A 22,055-nucleotide genomic window follows, 5' to 3' on the forward strand; every position below is an offset into this window, starting at 1 on the left:
TCTATTTTTGCATATGAAATCGATTATTTTCATATTTGATCAACTGTCAGCACCGCCGCGAAGTTATCTTTATTTATATTCTTAAACAAAAACTTTTGAGCATCAGATATCGTCCCAAAAAAAGAAAGTGGCGGCTTAAAACCACACACTCTCTTTCCTGAATACTAATTTTTATTTTTTTCCGTTGCCGTTCAGATTAAACCATTTTTTATGAATTTTAGGATCAGCCAACTCGGCAGCGGCTTCCTCAGCAGCAGCAACTGCCTCCTGTTCCATAAAATCGGCATATTCTACTTCATCCCGTTTGAGCTTGCCTGAGAACAGATGATACAGGAAGCCAAGTATCATCGCTAATTCAATAAAGAGAATTGGAAAACCGGCAATGGTTTTAACGATCTTGATCCCGTCAATTCCACCACTAATTACAAATACCAGAGAAATCAAACCAATGAAGATGCCCCAGAATACTTTAATTGGCAGGGGCGCTTCCTTAACACCTTTGGATTGTTTTAATGACATGGTTGCAATGGTTGATGTCATTGAATCTGCCAGGGTAATGAATGATAAGCCAATGGTGACGAGCATGATAATCCGAATTAATTCAGTAAATGGCAGGAATTCAAAGATATACATCATAAACGCCTGAGCACCATTATCAGCCAGGAACCCTGACATATCGGCTACGCCTCGCAGTTGCAGGTCTAAGGCCAGTCCGCCAAAAACGCTGAACCAGAGAATCCCGAACATCGCTGGCAGAATGATATTTACCGTAATAAACTGGCGAATGGTTCGGCCATAGGATAATTTTACCAGGAACAAACCAACAATTGGTCCAAACGACAACCAGTCAACCATCCAATACATATCCCACCATTGTGGCCATAAATCACTTTCAAGTACAGGTTGGGTGAATAGACTTGAATCAACAAAGGTATTAAGAAAATATCCAAATGATTGGGTAAACAGATTGAAAACATAGGCCGTAGGTCCGGTGATCAAGACAAAGATCATCAGGGCAATGAAAATCCAGGCATTTTTATCACTGAGCCAGGAAATCCCACGATCCAAACCAGTTGCACTGGAAATTGTATAGGAGGCAATAATCACACAGGCGATTACGGTCCAGACAAATGGTCCTGGTTCAATCCCAAAGACAAAATTCAGGCCACTACCGATCTGCAGTAATCCGTAACCCAGCGAACCGGCAACTCCACCACAGATAGCAAATAAGATAATACCATCAATAATTGTATTGATTTTGGAGTTTAACTCTTTTCCATCATTTAAATAAACAAGGCCGGCACTGGCAGTGTAGCTTTTGTTCATATTATAGTAAGCATAACCAATCGTGATTCCCGCTACTGCATAGATCGCATAAGGTGAAAATGACCAATGTAAAAAGGATTTGCTCATCCCCCAGATAATGGCATCCAGACTGCCTGCTTCCAGACCGGTGGATGGCGGTGGCCCAAATGCATGCATTAATGGCTCGGTGGCACCCCAGAAAACAATCCCGGTACCGATCCCGGCACAAAGTGAGATGGCCCACCAGATCCAGGTTTTATACTTGGGTTTGGCATTTTGTCCTCCAAATTTAATGCTGCCAAAAGGATGAATGAATAACAAAACCATACAAGCGACAAAAATCAATACCCCGATGGAAACCATCCAGCCGGCATTTGCCATTAACGCGATAAAGAAATCGGTCATAATGGTAGTAAATTCATCGGGACTGATAAATCCAATAATGAGAATAATTCCCATTATCACGATTGGAATCGCAATTGGAACAATACGTAATCTTTTTAACATAAATTCTCTCCTTCTAAAATTTTTCTGTTTCTAAACCTGTAAGCACATAAAAATAATGATTTCCTGATAATTACATTTTTTGCCATAAGCACGTCTTCTTTCTTTACACCTCCTATAGAAATTCAGGTCTTGTTTATGATAACTATGTAAAGCAAGCTTTGTGCCAATTCGTAAAATGTAAGAATATTTAAATTTCTTTGGTTTTAAGCCGGTTTTAAGATGTCGTTTCTAATCTTGACCGAAAGAACTGCAAAACATTATGCACCATTTAAAATCTAATTTTGAAAACCATTACAAAAACCTCTTTAAAACAGGGCTTTTTATTTATCGACTCCTATTTTTGCATGACATTTTTTTTTGCATGGTATTCTGTATTTCTCACAAAATAGATACTTCATTCTTTCGGATCGATCTCTTTTATTGAACTTTACTTTTTTTATCTTCTATTATAATGTCAATTCCTCTTTTTTTCATTAGTATGACTGGATAAAAGACCATGGCTGCTCATCCCGATAAATTAGCACCGGTTGATCTTTTATCAGCTATGGATGACGCGAATCATTTCTTTAGATACCTGAAAAAAGATCAAATCTTGGCACAATACTTGCTTGATATAAAATAACAAATAGCAAAACTCTATTAAATAATTATTAACTATTCAGGAGGAAGATATGCAAAGAGATTTAGGAATTAACTACATGACCACTCGGAAAAATCACACCTGTTATGGAATGGGTATTGGCATTATGGTATTGGATGATGCCTATCCCGGTTTTCCTGGCGATGTCCGTAATGCCAGTGCCTGGGGTTTTCCAATCCAGTATGAAATCGCTCATGGGGTAGACAACTACACCCTGGTATGGGAACAAGATAAAACCCCCTGTCGCGCCCCGATTGTACAAGCCGCAAAAAACCTGGAACGAATGGGTTGTAAAGCGATTGCTGCCGAATGCGGCTATTTTGCTTATTTCCAACAGGATGTTGCCGCTGCCGTGGACATTCCTGTTTTCATGTCGAGCCTGCTACAAGTTCCTTTTATACAACAACTGATCGGACCCACCAATGCCGTTGGCATTATCTGCGCCCAAAAACGATTCCTGACCGATACTCATTTGGAAAAGGTTGGCATTGATCTGAACAGTAATTTCCATATTGCTGGTGCCCAGGATGAATACGGCTGTCCTCAGTTTGACACCCTGTGGGATCATGAAAAACGACCTGAGATTCCAGAAAGTTATTACGATGAGTCGGAAAAGGATATGATTCGCATTACCAAAGAATTTATCGCCAAACACCCTGATATTAAGGCGATTATGTTAGAATGTACCGGAATGCAGCCATTTGCCCGGGCCATTCAGCGGGCTGTCGATTTACCAGTATTCAGCTGGGGAACCTTACTGGATTATGCCTACTCCTGTGTTTCTCATCGTGATTACTATGGTGACATCTAAACCGCGTCCGAAATGCTGAATCCGTAAAGAAAAAAACTTAATTAAGGGGATTAAAATAATGAAGCCATATGAAAAATATGTATCAGAAGAAGATGTCCAAATCATCCACGCCGAATCACTAAAAATTCTCAACGAAATTGGTATTAAATTCGAACACCCGGAAATACTGGATGTTTTCAAAAGTCACGGTGCCCGGATTGATGGCGACACCGTCTTTCTCGACGAAAAATTAATCATGGATGCCATTTCAACCATTCCGGAAACTTTCACGATTGAAAACTCCAAAGGAAACCATACCCTTGGCGGCGGTAGCCTGATTTTAATGCCTGGGATCGGAAACATTTTCCGCCTGGAACAAGGTCATTTGCACAAAATGACCAATGATGATGCCGTGGATCAGTTTAAACTGTCCGATACCAGTGATGTCATCAATTGTAACTATTTTAATATTTTCCTGGATGACAAAGGGCTGACCCTGGATGAACGGGTCTTCAGTCCCATCGCCATGATTTTGAAATACTCCAATAAAACGGCCTTGCATTTACAGGCCAACACCTTCCCGTTAAAATCAAACATGCGCGAATCCTTTAGAAAAGGTCTGGAACTCATTCAAAAATTTGAAGGTCGCAGTGGTGTTTACAATAATATTGTCCATGTCAATTCCCTATCTCCGTTATGTTTTGACCATGATCCACTGGAAAAATTCCTGATTGCTGCTGAAATGAATCAGCCAGTCTGGTTCAGCCCCTGTGCCATGCCAGTCCTCACCGGCCCGCCTTCAGTGGCCGGGCTGATTGCGATGACCAATGCTGAAGTTTTGGCTGGAATGGTCATGTCTCAGTTGGTCAAGCCCGGTTTACCAGTGGTTTATGGCCAGACCTCAGCTTCCACCAACCTGCGCACCGTCCAGCTCAGCATTGGCGCACCGGAAACTGCTTTGATTTCCTATGCAACTCGGGGACTGGCAGATTTTTACAAGCTTCCCTGCCGTACCGGCGGCGGCTTAAGCGATGCCAAAGATTTTGATATCCAGGCCGGGATTGAATCGGATATGATGATTCGCTCAACCCTGGAAGCGGCTCCTGATCTGGTTCTTCATTCCTGCGGGATTATGGGCAGCTTTAACATTTTAAGCTTTGAGAAATTCCTGATGGATGAAGACACTTATCGGATGAATCGCCGACTCTTAAAAGGCATTAATACCGAAGAAAACTATCTATGTCATGATTTGATAGCTAAAATTGGCCCCCGGGGTAACTTTTTACAAGGGCGGACACCAAAGATGTTCAAAGAGGAATTCTTTGTTCCCAAATATTTCAACAAAGAAGATCCCAACCAGTGGCAGGAAAATGGTAGCACACCGGTTCTCAGCAGCGTCCAATCTGCTGTTAAAGAACGTTTGGCCTCCTACACTCCCCCTGATATTACCCAAGAACAATCTGACTTGCTAAATGAATATATCCCTGTTTGTTACCGGGAACGAATTTAACTCAAATTATTTAAAACAAGGAGAAACTATGGAAACGACACAAAGAAATATTGAATTTAACGTTCTGAATAAAAATAAAATCGAGACGATTCACGAAAAGAGCATGGATCTGCTTGAAAACTTCGGCATGCGAATTGTTGGGGCACGAACCATCGATTTGCTGAAAAAATATGGCTGTACCGTTGATGGCGATATGGTTAAATTCCCAAAAGCAGTTGTGGATAAGGCCCTGAATACCATTCCCAAAGAATTAACCTTATACACCCGGGATGGCAAACCCAATATGGTCATCAATAGCAAAAACAATGTCTACTTTGGAACCCATTCCGATCAGCTGGAAATCCTTGATCACAAAACCAATATGGCCCGACCCTACCTGAAAGCGGATATTAAAAACATGTGTAAACTGGGCAGTTACCTATCCAATATCAGTTTTATACTGTCAGTGGGCATGTGTGCCGATGTCGATCCATTGGTCCAATCTCAGGTTACCTTTATTGAAACCCTTAAAAACTTTGATAAAACCATCAATTTTTCCACCAATGATATCGAATCCCTTCAGGAAATCATTGACATTGCTGCCGTTGTTGCCGGCGGGCACAAAGAACTGGCTGAAAAACCCTTTATCTTTAACTACTGTGAGCCGATTCCGCCACTGACCCATCCGATTGAAAGCACGGAAAAACTTTTTATCAGTGCCACCAATAAAATCCCGGTCGTTTACATGCCATACAGCATGATGGGTGGCACCTCTCCGATTACCATCGCCGGTGCGCTAACCCAGAATAACGCTGAAATTTTAGCGGGTGTGGTCATTACCCAGGCTGTTAACGAAGGTGCTCCGCTGATTTACGGCTCGATGCCAACCGTTTTTGACATGCAAACCACCATCGGTTCGTATGGCGCCCCTGAATTCCATAAGTCGGTGGCGGCTGCTTCAGAGCTGGCTGACTATTACAACCTGCCCTTCTATGGTACGGCTGGCTGCAGCGATGCCAAAACCATCGATCCCCAGTCGGTTGCCGAGGTCCAGATGGAACTTTTCTCTTCCATTTTAAGTAAGGCCAACATTGTACACGATATTGGCGTTCTCGATCACTGTAACTCGGTGGCCCCCGCGATGGTGGTATTGGCCAATGAAATGATCAATGAGCTGTCGGCCTACTCCAGCGGTGTCGAAGTGAATGAAGAAACCCTGGCTATGGATGTTATCAAGGGTGTTGGCCACGGCGGTCACTACCTTAATGAAATGCACACCCTCAGTAATTTCAGAAGCGTCTGGTATCCCGAATTCTTTAAACGGCGAATGGTCAATCCTGATCAGTCAGATATTCTCGAAATGGTCAATGCCAAAATCGATACCATTCTGGAAACCCACGAGGTCCCTCCACTGGAAGCTTCAATCCTGGCAGAGATTGAAAAAATCGAAAAAAATTACCAGTAATCTGTTGTTCAATCCCCTTTATCAATCAGACAGGCAACCCGTTCTCAGGGTTGTCTCTATGATTTTTTTGGAATTCATGTTATCATACTGTCTTAGTCAGTAAACCCGAAACGGAGAATACCAGTGAAAGTAAAAAACGAGCACATTTTGGAAGCTTTTGGCGAAAATTCTTTCCCGATTCAGGATGTTGAGCGGATCGAAGATGTGTGCATTCATGTTGTTGATGCCAATGGAAAAATTGTCTGCTACTCCAAGGGCTGCGAAATTATCGAGAACATGAAGCATGAAGATGTTATCGGTAAAAACATGTCTGATATTTATGATTATCTTGAAAACGAATCCATGGAATCTCTCGTCTTGAAAACCGGAAAAAAAGTTCAGGATGTCCATGTCAAATATACATCCCCTTCCGGAAAGGTTGCCGATGTCATCAGCAGTACTTACCCGGTTTTTTCTAAAACAGATCCCCTGAAGGTTGAAGCGGCCATCTGTATCTACCGGGATATTTCCGACTATATTCATATGGCCAACACCATTAATAAACTGCAGAACGATCTGAAATCCCAGCAATTGAAAAACAATGGTACCCAATTTACCTTTAAAGATATTATCGGTACCAGCGCCCATATGGCTGAATGTGTTCGCCATGCGGAAATCGCTGCACAAACGACCGCACCGATCCTGATCGCCGGGCCCACCGGTACCGGTAAAGAAGTTTTTGCCCAAAGCATTCATAATGCCAGTCCCCAGGCCAACAAACATTTTGTGGCCATCAATTGCAGCGCAATCCCTGAAAACCTTCTGGAAAGCACCTTGTTTGGCACCGTCAAAGGTTCTTTTACCGGTGCGGTGGATTCCGTGGGGCTATTGGAAACCGCTGAGGGTGGCACCATTTTTCTCGATGAAATCAACTCCATGCACATGGGGCTGCAATCGAAGCTGTTACGGGTGCTGGAAACCGGCAAATATCGGAAGGTTGGTGGCCATAAAGAAATAACGGCCAATATTCGCCTGCTCAGCGCCTTAAACCAGGATCCGCTAAAAGCCATTGAAGAAAAACGGCTGCGGTCTGATTTATATTACCGGCTGGCCGTCTTCTCCATTCACTTACCACCACTAAAAGACCGAAAACAGGATATTCTGGATCTGGTACCGGCATTCCTTTCCACCGAAGGGTCGGCCATGGGAAAGCAGCTGTTTAAGGTATCGGACGAAGCCCAGGAAATTCTGCTCAGCCATGACTGGCCAGGAAATATCCGTGAGTTAAAGCACGCCGTAACTCACGCTATTTATATTGCCCAATATCAGGATACCATTCTGACACCAGACTTACTGCCGGCTTATTTACGGAAAAATATTTCAGATAAGAAAATCTATGAAAGATATTTATCCGCCAGTATCGATGACAAAAATTTAAAAAACACCCTGAATAAGATTGAGAAACAGATGATCATCGACGTTTTGCAGGCCAATGATCATAACATCTCAAAAAGTTCCCGTGACCTGGGGATCTCACGGCAGAATCTACAATATAAGATCCGCTTGCATGGTATTAAAGATGTCGATGATGAATTATAAAAAATGGTTTCCGTCTGAAATTTGGCGGAAACCATTTTTTCTGCTTAGATAACCCTCATTCGGTAACCTAATAATTATTTGATATAAAACTCAGTTGTTCAGATTTTTTCCAATAAACTGACAAACCTCTTCCAGGGCCTCGGTGGCCTCCGGAAACATCGGTGCCAGCAAGGGAAAACAATGAAACATCCCCTTCCATATCTTCAATTGCACATCAACCCCGGCTTCGTTTGCTTTTTCGCCAAAACGGGTTGAATCATCCCTTAATGTTTCGTTATCGCCAACCTGAATAATCGTTGGTGGCAAACCACTTAAATCCCCAAACAATGGCGAGGCATAAGGATGTTTCCGATCTCCGCTGCCAACGTAGTAGCCAAGATAGGTTTCATTGGCGCCTTTGGGTGTACAGGGATCGGCCTTGGCCCTTGTGTTATGGGACTCTCCCGAAAGCGTCATATCGGTACAGGGTGAAAATACTGCACAGACCCCCGGCAGCGGTATGCCATCATCCTTGCATTTTAGCAGGGTGGCCAAAGCAATCCCGCCACCAGCCGAATCTCCGGCAAAAGCGATATTTTCTGGTTGATAACCTTGTTCCAGCAGCCAGCTGTAAACTGCTGCTGAATCATCGACTGCTGCCGGGGCCGGATTTTCCGGGGCCAGCCGATAATCAAATACCAGGGCTTTAATACCCAGATGTTTGACAAAATTCCCCACAATATTTCTATGCGATCGGGCATTGCCCATGACAAAACCGCCACCATGAAAGTACAAGACGACCTTTTCTGCGGGGGCTTCTTCACTTTCAACCCATTCCGTATAAAAATTCGGATAGTCACCCGGTTTAAAACTGATTCCCGGGATTGTTTTAAAAAATCGTTCGGCAGTCTCATCACAGTCCCGCCGCAACTTTTCTATTGATGTGTTTTTATCAATCACTTCCGGACGCAATTGCCCTTTAAAAAGATGACGATATTTCAACGTATAGTGCATCATTTTTGCTTTAGTACTCATGTAAACTCTATTTCTCCTTTTCTCTTTCAATCAAAAACATCGATGCGATCACCCGATAATCCAGTTTGACGTCCTGATTATTATTGGTTGAAAAGTATATTGCCAGACCATTGATACTGGTCCAGAATAAAACCGACAGCATTTTGGGGTCACCAGCTACAATGGTTCCTTCTTTTTGTCCCGCTGCCATTATTTGCTCAATCACCTGATAGGGAGTACTCCTTTTTTCCCGAATCAGATCCTGAGCTTCCACTGGAATTGCCGTTGAATTGGTTGCCTGGGTAATCAAGCGACAGGTGTCTAAAAAAGTCTGGCTATGCTCAATGGTCTCAATAAGTTTTTCCAAAGCATAGCGAATTTTTTCACCTGGGCTGGTCGCCATATCGCGTACCGAATAGGATGCCGCAATGGTCTTGTCCAGTGCATCATTGATGAGGTCCACAAAAATTTCGTCTTTTGATGAGTAATAATGATATAACAGTCCCTGGGCGATTCCAGCTTCGGCAGCAATATCCTGGATTCGGGTGGCAAACAGCCCCTGTTTAACAAATTGCTGCAGGGCTGCATTGCGAATCTTTTCTTTGCGTGATTCCCTCATTCTTTCGTTTTGTTCTTTTGATCGAGCCATGATCCCTCCCGGATGATATATTGAATTTATATTCAATATATCATCCGGGTCATCTTTTGTCAAGTCGCAGGTTCTATTTTATATCCATCGGGCAGCAGCAGAGCCTGGAATTTTCTCAGGTAATGAGTCTGTATTTCAGGTTTTTCTTAAGGAACCGTTTATTTACCATTTTCTGTGGTATGATTAAAAGAGTGCATATCGAACTGCTTTTATTCTCAAACACATTAAGAAAATTTAATTGAATCGTTTGTCTTGTAAAGAACTTGTTCTTGTCCACGTGAAAGGAGTGTTACACTCTATGAAAGAAAAAGCTTTACTCTACTGTGAAGGTCAATTTGGTGAATCTGATGGAAAAACTGCCAATGGTTTAATCCGACGTTCTCAAAAATACCATATAACATGTGTAATAGACAGCACGAAAACAGGCATGGATGCCGGAAAAATATTGGAAGGGGTTGACAATGGGATCCCCATCTATCGCGATTTATCCGAAGCCATGGATCAATTAAACGAGGTGCCCAAATATTTTATTTATGGCATCGCCCCAAAGGATGCCATCTTATCTACCAAAGAACGTCGTATTTTTCTCAAGGCCATGTCTTTGGGAATGGATATCGTCAATGGTCTCCATGAATTTATTTCGGAAGATTCTGAATTTAAACAACAGGCCAAGCGCTATCGGGTTAAGTTATATGACATCCGAAAGCCACTTGCTAATCGCTATCTCCATCTTTTTACCGGCGATATTTTAAATGTCAAAACACCAAAGATTGCCATTCTCGGCACTGATTGTGCCGTCGGTAAACGAACCACCGCGATGATGTTGATTGCCGCCTTGAAAGAACGGGGACTTCGGGCCAGTTTTATCGGCACCGGTCAGACTTCATTAATTCAGGGTGAAAAATACGGAATTGCCCTTGATGCTATTCCTTCGGAATTTATGACCGGCGAATTGGAAAATGCCGTGATGGAAGCAAACATCCACGAAAAACCGGATGTGATTATTCTGGAAGGACAGGGTGCCCTCAGTCATCCGGCTTTTATCAGCTCCTGTGCCATCATCCGTGGTGGAAAACCGGATGCCATTATTGTTCAGCATCCCCCCAAACGAAAACGACGGGTAGATTTTGATTATCTGCAAATGCCCACCCTCTCCAGCGAAATTGAGCTTCTCGAACAGTTCTCCCAGTCCAAGGTCATTGCGATTACGCTCAATCATGAAGAAATGAGTGAAAGTGAAGTGCATGATACCATCAAAACCTATGAACACAAATATCATCTCCCCACCACTGATGCTCTAACCTACGGCTGCAACAAACTGGTGAAAGCTGTTTTAAAAACCTTCCCGGATTTAAAGGAAAAAGTCATCAACTAAAAAAAGCCCATGCGATTTTTCGCATGGGCTTTTTATTATCTAGCGGGTAGCGTGATAATAAGCGTAGGTCATTGGTTCGTCTTTGCTGAAGCCGTCGCCGTCAACAACCTTGCCGATGAACATATAGTGGGTTCCCAAATCGATGGTCTGTTCCACTTCACATTCGACAAAACATAAGGTTTCCAGTAATCCGGGACATCCGGTTTTTCCGGTAATATAGCTGAGGCTTTTGAATTTTTCAACATCTCTGCCGCTCTGGTAGCCAAAATGTTTGATCAGATCGTGATTATCCTTGCCCAGAATGGAGACCCCAAAGACGCCGGATTCGCGGACATATTCGGATGTCAAGGTTCCTTTTCCGAGACAGACGCTGGCTTTTAAAGGGGTGCTGGTGACCTGAATAAAGGTATTGGATACCATCCCATTCAGCTTTTCATCTTTGATTGATGAAATAATATATAAACCATAACTGACATTAAATAATAAGGTCTGTAAGGCTTCTCTTTCTTTATCAGTTAAACCGTCCTCGACTTCTTCAACCAAAACAAATTTTTCGGGTCCGACGCCACAAACCGGGCAAACATCGGGAGGAGTTTCACCCACATGGATATAATTACAAACGGTACAGCGCCATTTTTTTTCTTTAACCACTTCAATGACTTCTGACTCTTCGATTAAAACAAACTTATCCGGTCCCACTCCACAAATCGGGCATTTGTCTGGCGGGGTATCACCTTCATGTACATAATTGCATACTGTGCAGCGCCATTTTTTCATTTTGTTCACCACTTTCTTAGAATTACCATCTACTTTATAATTATTATAATTTATAAGCAAATTGAAGTACAGAAAAAATTTGATGTTCTGATTGTCATTATAACCCTTTTTCGATGAGATTCATATAAAAAATGCATTTTTTTGTAAAAAAAGGGCATATATCAGGTTATAATTATTCATCACATTATTTGAAAAAATCGCTGTTTAAAGATAGGATAGAATATGAGAAAATATAAAGAAGACCTTAAAAATAATATTGCTGTCGCCAACGGTTTTGAAAAAGCTGAGCTGGTTTTTAAAAACGCCAGGATTCTCAACGTGTTTTCTGAAGAAATCTGTCTCGGTGATGTGGCTGTTAATAGTGGCACCATTGTGGGGATTGGATCTTATGAGGGGATCGAAGAAATAGACCTGGATGAAAAATATCTGGTGCCCGGATTCATTGATGCCCATATGCACATCGAGTCCACCATGGTTACACCCTTTGAGTTGGCCCGGGCGATTGTTCCCACCGGCACCACGACGATTATTGCCGATCCCCATGAGCTGGTCAATGTGGCCGGGACAACCGGACTCGACTATCTGTTAAACGCCACCGAGCATATCCCCTTAAACGTTTTTGTGATGCTGCCCTCTTCGGTGCCGGCCACCCCCTTCGAAACAAATGGGGCCGGACCTTTTTTGGCCGCTGATATGCAGCCCTATCTGGATCATCCACGGATATTGGGTCTCGGTGAAGTGATGTGTTTTCCGGCTGTTCTGGGCGCTGATCCGGTGATTCTTGATAAGCTGACCCTATGCCGACACAAGCTTGCTGATGGCCATGCCCCGGGGCTGGCGGGCAAATCGCTGCAGGCTTATGCCTGCGCCGGGATCAATAGTGAACATGAATCGACCACCTGGTCCGAAGCCCTTGAAAAACTGCGAGCTGGTTTTTGCATTCTGGTTCGGGAAGGTTCTGCGGCCAAAAACCTTCATGCCATCATCAGCGAATTATTAGAAAAGAATTTACCAATCGACCGATTCCTTTTCTGTACCGATGACAAACATTTAGAAGACATCCATCAGGATGGCCATATCCGCTGGAACATCAAACAGGCTATTGATCTGGGGCTGTGCCCGATCAAGGCGATCAAGATGGCCACCATTAACACGGCCCAGGCTTATGGGCTAAAAAAGCTGGGGGCTATCGCACCCGGTTACCGGGCCGATCTGGTGATCATTACCGACCTGGGTACCATGAATGTGGAGCAGGTTTATCAGAATGGCCGCCTGGTGAACGACCGTCGCTGGGAAGATAAAGCCCACCACGAAATTGATCCCCGGCTGCTCAATTCGGTCCATCTTCAGGCCCTCACCCCGGAAAAACTGCAGTTACCCATTGGCGCAAAAGATCATGTCATTGAAATTATCAACGATCAGATTGAAACCCATCATCTGCTTGAACCCCTGCCCGGGAGAGATGGTTTTTTTAGCCCCGATGACAGCTATGACAAGCTGTGCGTCATTGAACGCCATCGCCATACCGGTAATGTCGGCGTGGCGGCCATCAAGGGCTTTGGGATCCGCAACGGCGCCATTGCCACCACCGTCGCCCATGACTCCCACAATATTATTGTGGTGGGTGATAATGATGAGGATATCCTGCTGGCAGTCAATCATCTCGCTGAAATTGGTGGCGGCTATGTGGTGGTCGGCAATCATAAAATAATCGGGTCCGTCCCCTTGTCCCTGGCTGGTCTGATCAGTCTTGAGACCGGCGATGTGGTTCAGAAAAAGGTGGCTTCGCTGATTTCAAGTGCCCACGGCTTAGGGGTAGCTCCCGGGGTCGACCCCTTTATCACCCTTTCCTTTATGGCCCTGCCGGTGATCCCTTCCCTGCGCCTGACCGATATGGGGCTCTTTGATGTGGATGCCTTTCAATTAATTAACGACTGACCAACAAAAAAAGACAGCCATCAGCTGTCTTTTTTTCACTTTATTCAAATACGCGTTTGGCAATGCCGGCGCCTTCCCGGGCGTCTTTGCCGTAATAATCGGCACCGATAGTCTTGGCATATTCGGGGTTTAATACCGCCCCGCCGACCATGATGGTGGTGGCCGGACAGCTGGCTTTGATTTCGGTAATGATTTTTTGCATATTTTTAACGGTAGTTGTCATCAGGGCGCTGAGACCCACCAGTTTGATGTCTTCATCTTGAATGGTCTCGATTATCGTTCCCGCCTTAACATCCTTGCCCAGATCGAGTATTTCGTAACCATAATTCTCGAGAATCACCTTGAGAATGTTTTTACCGATATCGTGGACATCGCCTTCAACCGTGGCCAACACAATTTTTCCTTTGGCCACCTGAACCTGGCCATCTTTGGCCATGGTTTCTTTGATGACTTCAAAGGCTTTTTGGGCCGTCTCCGCCGCAAAAATCAGATGGGGTAAAAAGCATTCGCCAGTTTCAAAGGCATCACCCACAGCATCAAGAGCCGGGACGATCTCGTTATTGACAATATCCAGTGGTTCTCTGGTTTCTAATAAAATCGCGGTAGCTCCCGCCGCCTGATCAGTCAGTCCCTCTTCGATGATTTCCTTAAGGCCCAGAGCAGCTCGCTCCGTTTCTGATTTAACTGCGCCAAAGCTGCTGTCTTTATAGGTGTTGGCGTAAGCAATGCATTGGCCATCCAAACCCCAGAGCGCCCGGAATGCGGTGATGGTGTCCATCATTTCCCGATCACTGGGGTTCATAATCGGGGTGGTCAGGCCGGCTTCCAGGGCCATGGCTAAAAAGGTCCGGTTTAACAGCTCGCGGTTGGGTAGACCAAAGGATATATTAGAAACCCCCAGTACCGTTGGCACCCCCAGCTCCGCCCGGAGTTTTTCCAGGGTTTTGATGGTTTCCCGAACTTCCGCCTGTTGGGCCGAGGCGGTTAACACCAGGGCATCAATGAGGATATTTTTTTTGCTGATGCCGTAAGACTCTGCGGTTTTAATGATTTTCTCAGCAATGGCAAAACGATCGGCCGCCAGACTGGGAATGCCGGTTTCGTCCATAGTCAGTCCCAGTACCAGGGCGCCGTATTTCTGGGCGATCGGAAAGATCGCTGCCATTGAGGATTTTTTGCCATTAACCGAATTGATGATCGCCTTGCCGGGATAACTTCGCAGCACCGCTGCGATAACTTCCGGGTTCGATGAATCAATCTGCAGCGGAGAATCTACCAGACGGCTGACCGTATCCACCGCCTCTTGCATCATCATCAGTTCATCAATATCCGGCAATCCTAAATTGATGTCCAGAATATGAGCACCATCTTTTTTCTGATCACTGGCCAATTGGGTCACCACTGAGAGTTCGCCCTGACGCAGCGATGCCTTTAGCACCGGATTGGTGGTGGGATTGATGCATTCGCCAATAATATGGATATCCGCTCCCAAAATAATGGTCTTGGTGCTTGAAGATACAGCAGTAAAACTTTTTTTGGTTACCTGATAAAGGGGCAGGTCTTTGGTAGCCCCTTTCATTTTGGCAATATAGGCCGGGGTTGTGCCACAACAGCCGCCCAAGATTAACGCGCCCATTTCGGCAATTTGCACCATATAGTCGGTAAACTGATCGATGGTGATGTCATAGACGGTTTTGCCGTCTTTCATGTGGGGCAAGCCGGCGTTGGGTTCCACCATGATCGGCACCGAGGCATAGCGAACTAGCTCGGCGATAATCGGCAGCATTGCATCCGGTCCGGTAGAACAATTAATACCGATGGCATCGACACCGAGTCCTTCTAAAATGTTTACGACGGTTAAGGCATCGCTGCCAGTGAGGGTTCGGCTATTTTCCTCATAGGTCATCGAAACAATCACCGGCAGTTCCGACACTTCTTTGGCGGCAATCAACGCTGCCCGGGCCTCGCAGATATCGGTCATCGTTTCAATGATGATCAAATCAGCCCCGGCTTTGTCGCCGGCAGCTACCACCTCTTTAAAATAATCCACCGCCTGATCAAAGGATACTTCTCCCAGGGCGCCAATCAGCGTTCCCAGCGGCCCGACATCCAGCGCCGTAAAATCAGGATTCAATGATTTTGCATTCTTAACCCCGGCCGTGACCAATTGTTCCACGGTGTAGCCGCTACCCTGGAGTTTATAGCCGTTAACCCCAAAGGTATTGGAAAGAATGATATCGGCTCCGGCATCGATGTATAATTGATGAATCTCTTTAATCAATTCCGGATGGGTCAGGTTTAACGCCTCTGGAACCGCTCCAATTGATTCCAATTTATTCTGAAGCAGGCTCCCCATGGCGCCATCGAGATACAGCCGTTTACTTCCTAGTATTTCGCTTAGTTTCACTGGTGCTCCTTTCCTTTAGACAGGTTGCGTAATAAATAAAAACATCTAACATAGTTCAATCTCACCCCAGGCGCCCAGTTGATCTTCAATGATAATCAGCGCGCCCAGGATCCCTGTTATGTTTTTTACCCAGGCCAGACCTTTTTCAACATCTTGCGGTTTTTTAATGCGATTGCATAGCGCCGTCGCCACGGCATCCGCCAGGGGAATATCGGCACTGATGACAGTTACCGCATCGGCCTTCCCGAAACTCAGGGAATGGCCCATCACGCCTGAAGAGGTGCAGACCCCCAGCGGATTTTTCCGGGGTTTAATGGTTAAACCCAGATCAGCAAAATGTGAATTTCCGGTATGGAGGGCAATTCGTCGTTCTTTTTTGGTGAAGACCAGCAGGTCTCCGCCGTTTTCCACCACCATCTCTTGCGTATACGATGCCAGCATTTTGCCGACATATTTTGAGACAGCTCCGGCCACGGCGGCCATCGGTCCCACGCCGGCTGTTTTTCCGGCTTTCAGCATATCCACAACAATCGGGGCGGCCTCAGGGTTTAATGGCAGCGGTGTCAGTGATTTGATGAAATCCGGATAGTCATTATTGTAGTCGACGATGGTTTTGCGCAGCATCTGCAACTCGGTTTTAACCTGCTCGGCCAGCTGCGGGGTCATGCTGCCATGATCCACGCCAATAAAAAGGTCGGATTCGAATTCGAGGACCTGGAAATAATCCAGATCCTCGGCTTTCATTATTTTTCGATAGGTTCGCGGTTCATAGATCATCTTCAGATTACGGCATGAATAGCCCGCATCGGGCAAGCTTTAACGCACAGCATGCACTCCAGGCATTTGTCGTCGTGATGTACTAAAGACCAGTCGGCTGTCATTTCGAGGGCACCAACGGCACAGACCGCAGTACAGGCACCACAAGAAACACATTTATTTTCATCGACCTCAACCACCGATTGGATATCTTTTACGCCAATCTGGTGTTCTCTTAAAAAGACAATCCCCGCTTCAATATCGGCTTCTTCACCTTTAATTTCAAGCAGCAGGGTGCCTTTAATATTGTCATCGATAAAAGCTTTGAGAATATTAAAATCGAGATGGTAGGTTTTAATGAGTTCCATCGCCATCGGTTGACCCGCTGACTTTTGCGGGAAGGACAATAGTATTTTTTTTGTCATCATCGGGATTCTCCTTCCTTGATTTCCAGACCCTTAAGCGAATTTCCCATGGGGAAGCTCTGGATCGGTTCCTGCAGGAAAAAATCACCTTTTTTAATCCATGTGCTTAGTTCCTCAGCAATTTCTCTGGCCATTTTCAAACTGGAAAGCGGTGAGGTCTTAATACTTTTGCCATTAATATCCACCGATCCGCTTCTGAGCTCAGCATAAGAGACTTTTTTCAGGGAGGGCTTGGCTTTTTTAGGAACGCTGTAGTCAATCACATTGGTGTAAAGGTCCTTATTTTCCACTGCGACAAAGGCCATGATTTCCTCATTGAGGATTGGAATCGGAATACCCACGCCGACAAACATCGAGGTGCCATAGCCCTCATAAACAGCGCCGCGAATATATTTGGGATCCATTTCTTTCATGTTTCCGATTAACGCCAGCGTTGCGCCGGGGGTCTGGGGATAGCCCTTGTCATCCCGGGGACAGGCAGTATTAAACTGGGTTCCCATCCAGGATACATGACCCTGGGCGCCACCAAAAAAGATCCGGGTTCCCATGCCGATAGTCTTAAGCAGTGGATCATTGAGGAGGGGGCTTAATTCGCCAGCGGTGCTATAGGTGATATTGCCCATATTCGGCTGCAATATCCCCATATAGGTATAAAGCCGTTGACTGGAGCCATTGATGGCCGCATTATAATTCTGATATACATTTCTAGGGTTAAACAGATAGGCTTCATTTAAATCTTCCAGTTTTACCCAGGTATCCAGTTCTTTTCTGGGGTAACAATCAGTACCCTGGGATTTTGCCACCAGATGGACTTCTTTTCCGGCGATCAGATCATGAATCACGTGGGCCCCGCCATATTCAATGCCCCAGTCCTGGGATGGCTGGGTCGCACCCAGATAGGTATCCACGGCAGCCAGACCGCCGTAGGCTTCAACCCCATTCATGGTGATCTCACCCATCCGGATTGGTGGATCTGAGTGTCCAAAATTCAAAAAGGCCCCGGATGAGCACATCGGTCCGAAGGTGGCAGTTGTGACCACGTCCACATATTCGGCGGCCTCTTTAACGCCTCGCTCTTTCACAATACCGATGACTTCTTCTGCGGTAACAACCACCGCCTCGCCTCTGGCGATTTTTTCGTTAATTTCCTGATAGGTTTTTGCCATTTTCCCCTCCAACTATTCTTCTGATTTAGTTAACTGATTTATGACGTGTCAATTTACACCATGGTATTGAGATAGGCATTCATAAAGCCGTCCAGATCGCCATCCATGACGCTGCCGACATTGCCCACCTCGACATTGGTACGGTGGTCTTTGACCATATTATAAGGATGGAAGACGTAGGAACGGATTTGGCTGCCCCAGGCAATCTGGCTGTAGTCACCCTTGATGTCTTCAATGTGATCCATCTTTTCCTGTTCCATGATTTCCACCAGCTTGCCTTTAAGCATGTTCATGGCCACCTCTTTGTTCTGATGCTGGGAGCGTTCGTTTTGACATTGAACCACAATCCCGGTTTTTAAATGGGTAATCCGAATGGCCGAGTCGGTGGTATTGACGTGCTGGCCACCGGCGCCGCTGGAGCGGAAGGTATCAATCCGGATGTCTTCCGGCAATATTTCAATTTCCACCGATTCATCCACCTCGGGCATCACATCCAGGGATGCAAAAGAGGTATGACGGCGGCCCGATGAATCAAAGGGCGAAATCCGGACCAGCCGGTGTACGCCCCGCTCGGTTTTTAAATAGCCGTAGGCGTTAATCCCTTCAATCAATAGGGTAACACTTTTGATGCCAGCCACATCACCAGGCTGGAGATCCAGGGTTTTTACCTTGTATTTTTTCTTCTCCGCCCACCGGGTATACATTCGCAACAGCATTGAGGCCCAGTCCTGAGACTCAGTTCCGCCAGCTCCGGGATGGAGTGAAATGATCGCATTATTGCTGTCAAATTCGCCAGAAAGCAGGGTCTCAGTCCGGAAATTATCCAACTTTTCGTCAAGATCCCGGATCGCTGCGCTGAACCCTTCCAGTAACTCCCCTTCTTCGGCCAGCTCCAGCATCACCATAATATCATCCAGCGCTTCAGCCAGCTCATTAAAATGATCGACCTTGATTTTAATCAATTTCTGCTCTTTTAAAACAATTTGCGCACTTTTCTGATCATTCCAGAATTCGGGATTCTCGGTTTTCTTTTCTAACGCTTCCAATTCTTTGACAAGCCGTGGCAAGTCAAAGTGAATTCCCCATTTCCTTCAGTTTTGTCTCCATTGCATTGATGATCTGTTTTTCTTCATACAAATCTATCATCAATATCACACCCCTTCTATTTTAACTTTTACTTATGCGCCACAGCATTTCTTGTATTTTTTTCCGCTGCCACAGGGACAAAGATCATTGCGGCCGACCTTATCATGAGCGCTGGCCGGTCCGGCCGGTTTTCCCTCAATTTGATTTTCGTTGGTCCGAAGCTGACTGAAGTCCACCACTTTTGCCTGTTCTTCTTCCGCTGGAACCACCTGGATATTGAGGTTGAACAGGTATTTGACGGTGTCTTCCTGAATCCGCATGATCATGTCATCAAACATGTCAAAGCCCTCTTTGGTGTATTCTTTAACGGGATCATTCTGGCCATAGGCCCGTAGCCCGATCCCCTGTTTTAATTGTTCCATGTTGTCGATATGTTCCATCCAGGCCGCATCGACGCTTCGTAATAGAATCATCCGTTCAATATTCTGAAGCTGTTCCAGACCCAGTTTTTCTTTTTTATCTTCCAGCACTTTTCGGCATTCGCCCAGAATTGCTTCTACCAATACTTCGGTACTTTCCGGTTTTTCCGGTAAGGTTAAGTTTTCCTTAGGCAGAACGTTGGCCTCCAGATGCTTGTGTAAACCTTCCAGATCCCAATCATCATAATATTGGCCATCGCCGGTATACATGCTGACATAAGCATTAATCAGGGTTTCGGTCATACTCCATATTTCATTTTCCATGTCTTTGCCATCAATAACCTGTTGCCGCTGTTCGTAAATCAGTTCACGTTGGCGGTTCATGACGTTATCATATTGCAGGACATGTTTCCGGATATCAAAGTTACGGCCTTCCACCCGTTTCTGGGAATTCTCGATGCCGCGGGTGAGCATTTTATTCTCGATGGGGGTTTCTTCGTCCAGACCAATGGATTCGACCAGACCCTGAATTTTTTCCGATCCGAATACCCGCATCAGATCATCTTCCAATGATACAAAGAATTGGGATGAACCGGGATCGCCCTGACGGCCGGCCCGACCACGGAGCTGGTTATCAATCCGGCGACTCTCATGGCGTTCGGTGCCGAGAATATGTAGACCGCCGAGTTCTCTGACGCCTTCACCAAGAACAATATCGGTCCCACGACCAGCCATGTTGGTGGAAATGGTAACGGCGTCTTTTTGACCGGCATTGGCGACTATTTCAGCTTCTTTTTCCAGAAATTTGGCATTTAGGACATTGTGCTTAACGCCGGATCGTTTCAGATAAGTGCTGAGCAGTTCCGACTTTTCAATCGAAATGGTCCCGATCAAAATTGGCTGACCCGTAGCATGACGACGTTTGACCTCTTCGGTTACAGCTAGAAACTTTCCTTGCTCACTTTTATAGATCAAGTCATTGAGATCTTCCCGAATCAATGGTTTATTGGTGGGAATCGACAAAACATTGAGGTTGTAGATCGTCTGGAATTCATCTTCTTCAGTTTTGGCAGTCCCGGTCATCCCCGATAACTTATTAAACATTCTAAAATAGTTCTGGAAGGTGACGGTTGCCAGGGTTTTGGATTCCCGATTAACTTTGACATTTTCCTTGGCTTCAATGGCCTGGTGAAGACCATTGGAATAACGTCGGCCCGGCATTAACCGTCCGGTGAATTCATCGACAATAATAATTTCACCATCCTTGATGACATAATCCCGATCTTTGAACATCAGCGTATTGGCATGAAGGGCCTGGTTGATATGATGGGAAATTTCCATGTTTTCCATATCTGCCAGATTGGTAAGATTAAAATACTTTTCTGCTTTGATGACCCCTTCATCTGATAACATGACTGATTTTGCTTTTTCGTCTTTAATATAATCATCGGCCTTCAGGCTTTTGGCAAAGCTGTTGGCTAAAGCGTAAAGCTTGGTACTTTTGTCACCGCTGCCGGAAATAATCAGTGGCGTTCTGGCTTCATCCACCAACACGCTATCGACTTCATCGATAATGGCATAATTAAGTTCCCGCTGGACCTGCTGAGCCTTGACCGAGGCCATATTATCTCTCAGGTAGTCAAAACCGAATTCATTGTTGGTACCGTAGGTAATATCACAGGCATAGGCATTCTGCTTTTCCTGAAAAGATAAGCCATGGACAACCAGACCCACTCGCAATCCCAGGAACTCATGAATTTTTCCCATCCACTCACTATCACGTCGGGCCAGATAGTCGTTGACCGTGACGATATAGACACCGCGGCCATCCAGAGCATTCAGATAAGCAGGCAGGGTTGATACCAGGGTTTTACCTTCCCCAGTTTTCATCTCGGCAATATTCCCTTCATGGAGAGCCATGCCCCCCAGTAACTGCACCGGGAAATGTTTCATGCCCAGGACCCGGGCGCCGGTTTCACGAACGGTGGCAAATGCATCTACCAATAAATCATCAAGGGTTTCCCCTTGAGCGAGTCGTTCTTTTAAGATAAGGGTTTGACCTTTTAACTCGTCGTCACTCATCGCCGCGAAACGGCTGTCCAACTCCAGAATCTGGTCCACCTTTTTTTGCATGCGTTTTAATTCTTTTCTATTACTATCAAATATCTGATCTAAAATTCCCAATACTTTCACTCCTTTGCAGCTTTCTTGCTATAGTTATTTATTGAATTTGTACACTAAACTTTATTATAGCATACTCTCTTTAATGAAACTTTATATAATTTAAAAG

General features: G+C 45.2%; 16 protein-coding genes. 6 read left to right on the forward strand and 10 right to left on the reverse strand.

What is annotated here, in order from left to right:
- Positions 1 to 171: 171 nt before the first annotated feature.
- A complete protein-coding gene (locus ABGU93_RS13900) occupies positions 172 to 1,812 on the reverse strand; it encodes a BCCT family transporter (protein ID WP_347414036.1) in 1,641 nt (546 codons plus the stop codon).
- A 671-nt stretch (positions 1,813 to 2,483) separates the two neighbouring features.
- Here ABGU93_RS13900 and ABGU93_RS13905 point away from each other — a divergent pair.
- From ABGU93_RS13905 to ABGU93_RS13920, 4 genes are all read left to right on the forward strand, one after another.
- Positions 2,484 to 3,263, forward strand: coding sequence for an aspartate/glutamate racemase family protein (locus ABGU93_RS13905; protein WP_347414037.1), 780 nt, complete (start codon positions 2,484 to 2,486; stop codon positions 3,261 to 3,263).
- Between the two features lie 40 nt (positions 3,264 to 3,303).
- A complete protein-coding gene (locus ABGU93_RS13910) occupies positions 3,304 to 4,752 on the forward strand; it encodes a trimethylamine methyltransferase family protein (protein WP_347414092.1) in 1,449 nt (482 codons plus the stop codon).
- Between the two features lie 28 nt (positions 4,753 to 4,780).
- Positions 4,781 to 6,196, forward strand: a complete 1,416-nt coding sequence (locus ABGU93_RS13915) for a trimethylamine methyltransferase family protein (RefSeq protein WP_347414038.1) — start codon at positions 4,781 to 4,783, stop codon at positions 6,194 to 6,196.
- Positions 6,197 to 6,319: 123 nt separating this feature from the next.
- Positions 6,320 to 7,774 carry a sigma 54-interacting transcriptional regulator gene (locus tag ABGU93_RS13920; protein WP_347414039.1) on the forward strand — a complete coding sequence of 485 codons (1,455 nt, stop codon included), beginning with the start codon at positions 6,320 to 6,322 and terminating at the stop codon, positions 7,772 to 7,774.
- A 90-nt stretch (positions 7,775 to 7,864) separates the two neighbouring features.
- Here the strand turns inward: ABGU93_RS13920 and ABGU93_RS13925 are convergent, their stop codons facing one another.
- Together ABGU93_RS13925 and ABGU93_RS13930 are read right to left on the reverse strand one after the other, a co-directional pair.
- Entirely contained in the window at positions 7,865 to 8,788 is a 924-nt protein-coding gene (locus ABGU93_RS13925; protein ID WP_347414040.1) for an alpha/beta hydrolase, read from the reverse strand.
- Positions 8,789 to 8,795: 7 nt separating this feature from the next.
- Positions 8,796 to 9,416: a TetR/AcrR family transcriptional regulator gene (locus ABGU93_RS13930; protein ID WP_347414041.1), complete on the reverse strand. Its 621-nt coding sequence runs from the start codon at positions 9,414 to 9,416 to the stop codon at positions 8,796 to 8,798.
- Positions 9,417 to 9,714: 298 nt separating this feature from the next.
- Between ABGU93_RS13930 and ABGU93_RS13935 the strand changes: the two genes are divergently transcribed.
- Positions 9,715 to 10,791, forward strand: a complete 1,077-nt coding sequence (locus ABGU93_RS13935; RefSeq protein WP_347414042.1) for a DUF1611 domain-containing protein — start codon at positions 9,715 to 9,717, stop codon at positions 10,789 to 10,791.
- A 39-nt stretch (positions 10,792 to 10,830) separates the two neighbouring features.
- Here the strand turns inward: ABGU93_RS13935 and ABGU93_RS13940 are convergent, their stop codons facing one another.
- The gene (locus tag ABGU93_RS13940; RefSeq protein WP_347414043.1) at positions 10,831 to 11,568 is read right to left on the reverse strand and encodes a flavin reductase; all 738 of its coding nucleotides are present in this window, start codon (positions 11,566 to 11,568) and stop codon (positions 10,831 to 10,833) included.
- A 222-nt stretch (positions 11,569 to 11,790) separates the two neighbouring features.
- Here ABGU93_RS13940 and ade point away from each other — a divergent pair, with 222 nt between their 5' ends.
- Positions 11,791 to 13,506, forward strand: coding sequence for an adenine deaminase (gene ade / locus ABGU93_RS13945; RefSeq protein WP_347414044.1), 1,716 nt, complete (start codon positions 11,791 to 11,793; stop codon positions 13,504 to 13,506).
- Between the two features lie 40 nt (positions 13,507 to 13,546).
- On the opposite strand, the gene ABGU93_RS13950 is transcribed toward ade, so the two are convergent.
- The 6 genes from ABGU93_RS13950 to secA all read right to left on the reverse strand — a co-directional run bounded on the left by ABGU93_RS13950 (position 13,547) and on the right by secA (position 21,949).
- A complete protein-coding gene (locus ABGU93_RS13950) occupies positions 13,547 to 15,913 on the reverse strand; it encodes a homocysteine S-methyltransferase family protein (RefSeq protein WP_347414045.1) in 2,367 nt (788 codons plus the stop codon).
- Positions 15,914 to 15,958: 45 nt separating this feature from the next.
- Positions 15,959 to 16,690, reverse strand: a complete 732-nt coding sequence (locus ABGU93_RS13955; RefSeq protein ID WP_347414046.1) for a UPF0280 family protein — start codon at positions 16,688 to 16,690, stop codon at positions 15,959 to 15,961.
- A 2-nt stretch (positions 16,691 to 16,692) separates the two neighbouring features.
- A complete protein-coding gene (locus ABGU93_RS13960; RefSeq protein ID WP_347414047.1) occupies positions 16,693 to 17,094 on the reverse strand; it encodes an NIL domain-containing protein in 402 nt (133 codons plus the stop codon).
- On the reverse strand, positions 17,094 to 18,260 hold the full coding sequence (locus ABGU93_RS13965; protein ID WP_347414048.1) for a homocysteine biosynthesis protein: 1,167 nt from the start codon (positions 18,258 to 18,260) through the stop codon (positions 17,094 to 17,096). Before ABGU93_RS13965 ends, ABGU93_RS13960 begins: the two co-directional genes overlap by 1 nt.
- Before the next feature lie 53 nt (positions 18,261 to 18,313).
- A protein-coding gene (gene prfB / locus ABGU93_RS13970; protein ID WP_347414049.1) for a peptide chain release factor 2 occupies positions 18,314 to 19,406 on the reverse strand; the annotation gives its coding sequence in 2 pieces (ribosomal slippage) (positions 18,314 to 19,330 and positions 19,332 to 19,406; 1,092 coding nt in all).
- A 32-nt stretch (positions 19,407 to 19,438) separates the two neighbouring features.
- On the reverse strand, positions 19,439 to 21,949 hold the full coding sequence (gene secA, locus ABGU93_RS13975) for a preprotein translocase subunit SecA (RefSeq protein WP_347414050.1): 2,511 nt from the start codon (positions 21,947 to 21,949) through the stop codon (positions 19,439 to 19,441).
- Between the last annotated feature and the right edge of the window lie 106 nt (positions 21,950 to 22,055).

Source organism: Acetobacterium sp. (genome assembly GCF_039830195.1).
Classification (GTDB): Bacteria; Bacillota; Clostridia; order Eubacteriales; family Eubacteriaceae; genus Acetobacterium.

Coding starts and splice junctions, on each gene's coding strand:
- ABGU93_RS13940 (WP_347414043.1), bottom strand. CDS start 11,568: ATGAAAAAATGGCGCTGCACAGTATGCAATTATGTACATGAAGGTGAT.
- ABGU93_RS13930 (WP_347414041.1), bottom strand. CDS start 9,416: ATGGCTCGATCAAAAGAACAAAACGAAAGAATGAGGGAATCACGCAAA.
- ABGU93_RS13965 (WP_347414048.1), bottom strand. CDS start 18,260: ATGGCAAAAACCTATCAGGAAATTAACGAAAAAATCGCCAGAGGCGAG.
- ABGU93_RS13905 (WP_347414037.1), top strand. CDS start 2,484: ATGCAAAGAGATTTAGGAATTAACTACATGACCACTCGGAAAAATCAC.
- ABGU93_RS13925 (WP_347414040.1), bottom strand. CDS start 8,788: ATGAGTACTAAAGCAAAAATGATGCACTATACGTTGAAATATCGTCAT.
- ABGU93_RS13955 (WP_347414046.1), bottom strand. CDS start 16,690: ATGATCTATGAACCGCGAACCTATCGAAAAATAATGAAAGCCGAGGAT.
- ABGU93_RS13935 (WP_347414042.1), top strand. CDS start 9,715: ATGAAAGAAAAAGCTTTACTCTACTGTGAAGGTCAATTTGGTGAATCT.
- ABGU93_RS13915 (WP_347414038.1), top strand. CDS start 4,781: ATGGAAACGACACAAAGAAATATTGAATTTAACGTTCTGAATAAAAAT.
- ABGU93_RS13900 (WP_347414036.1), bottom strand. CDS start 1,812: ATGTTAAAAAGATTACGTATTGTTCCAATTGCGATTCCAATCGTGATA.
- ABGU93_RS13960 (WP_347414047.1), bottom strand. CDS start 17,094: ATGACAAAAAAAATACTATTGTCCTTCCCGCAAAAGTCAGCGGGTCAA.
- ade (WP_347414044.1), top strand. CDS start 11,791: ATGAGAAAATATAAAGAAGACCTTAAAAATAATATTGCTGTCGCCAAC.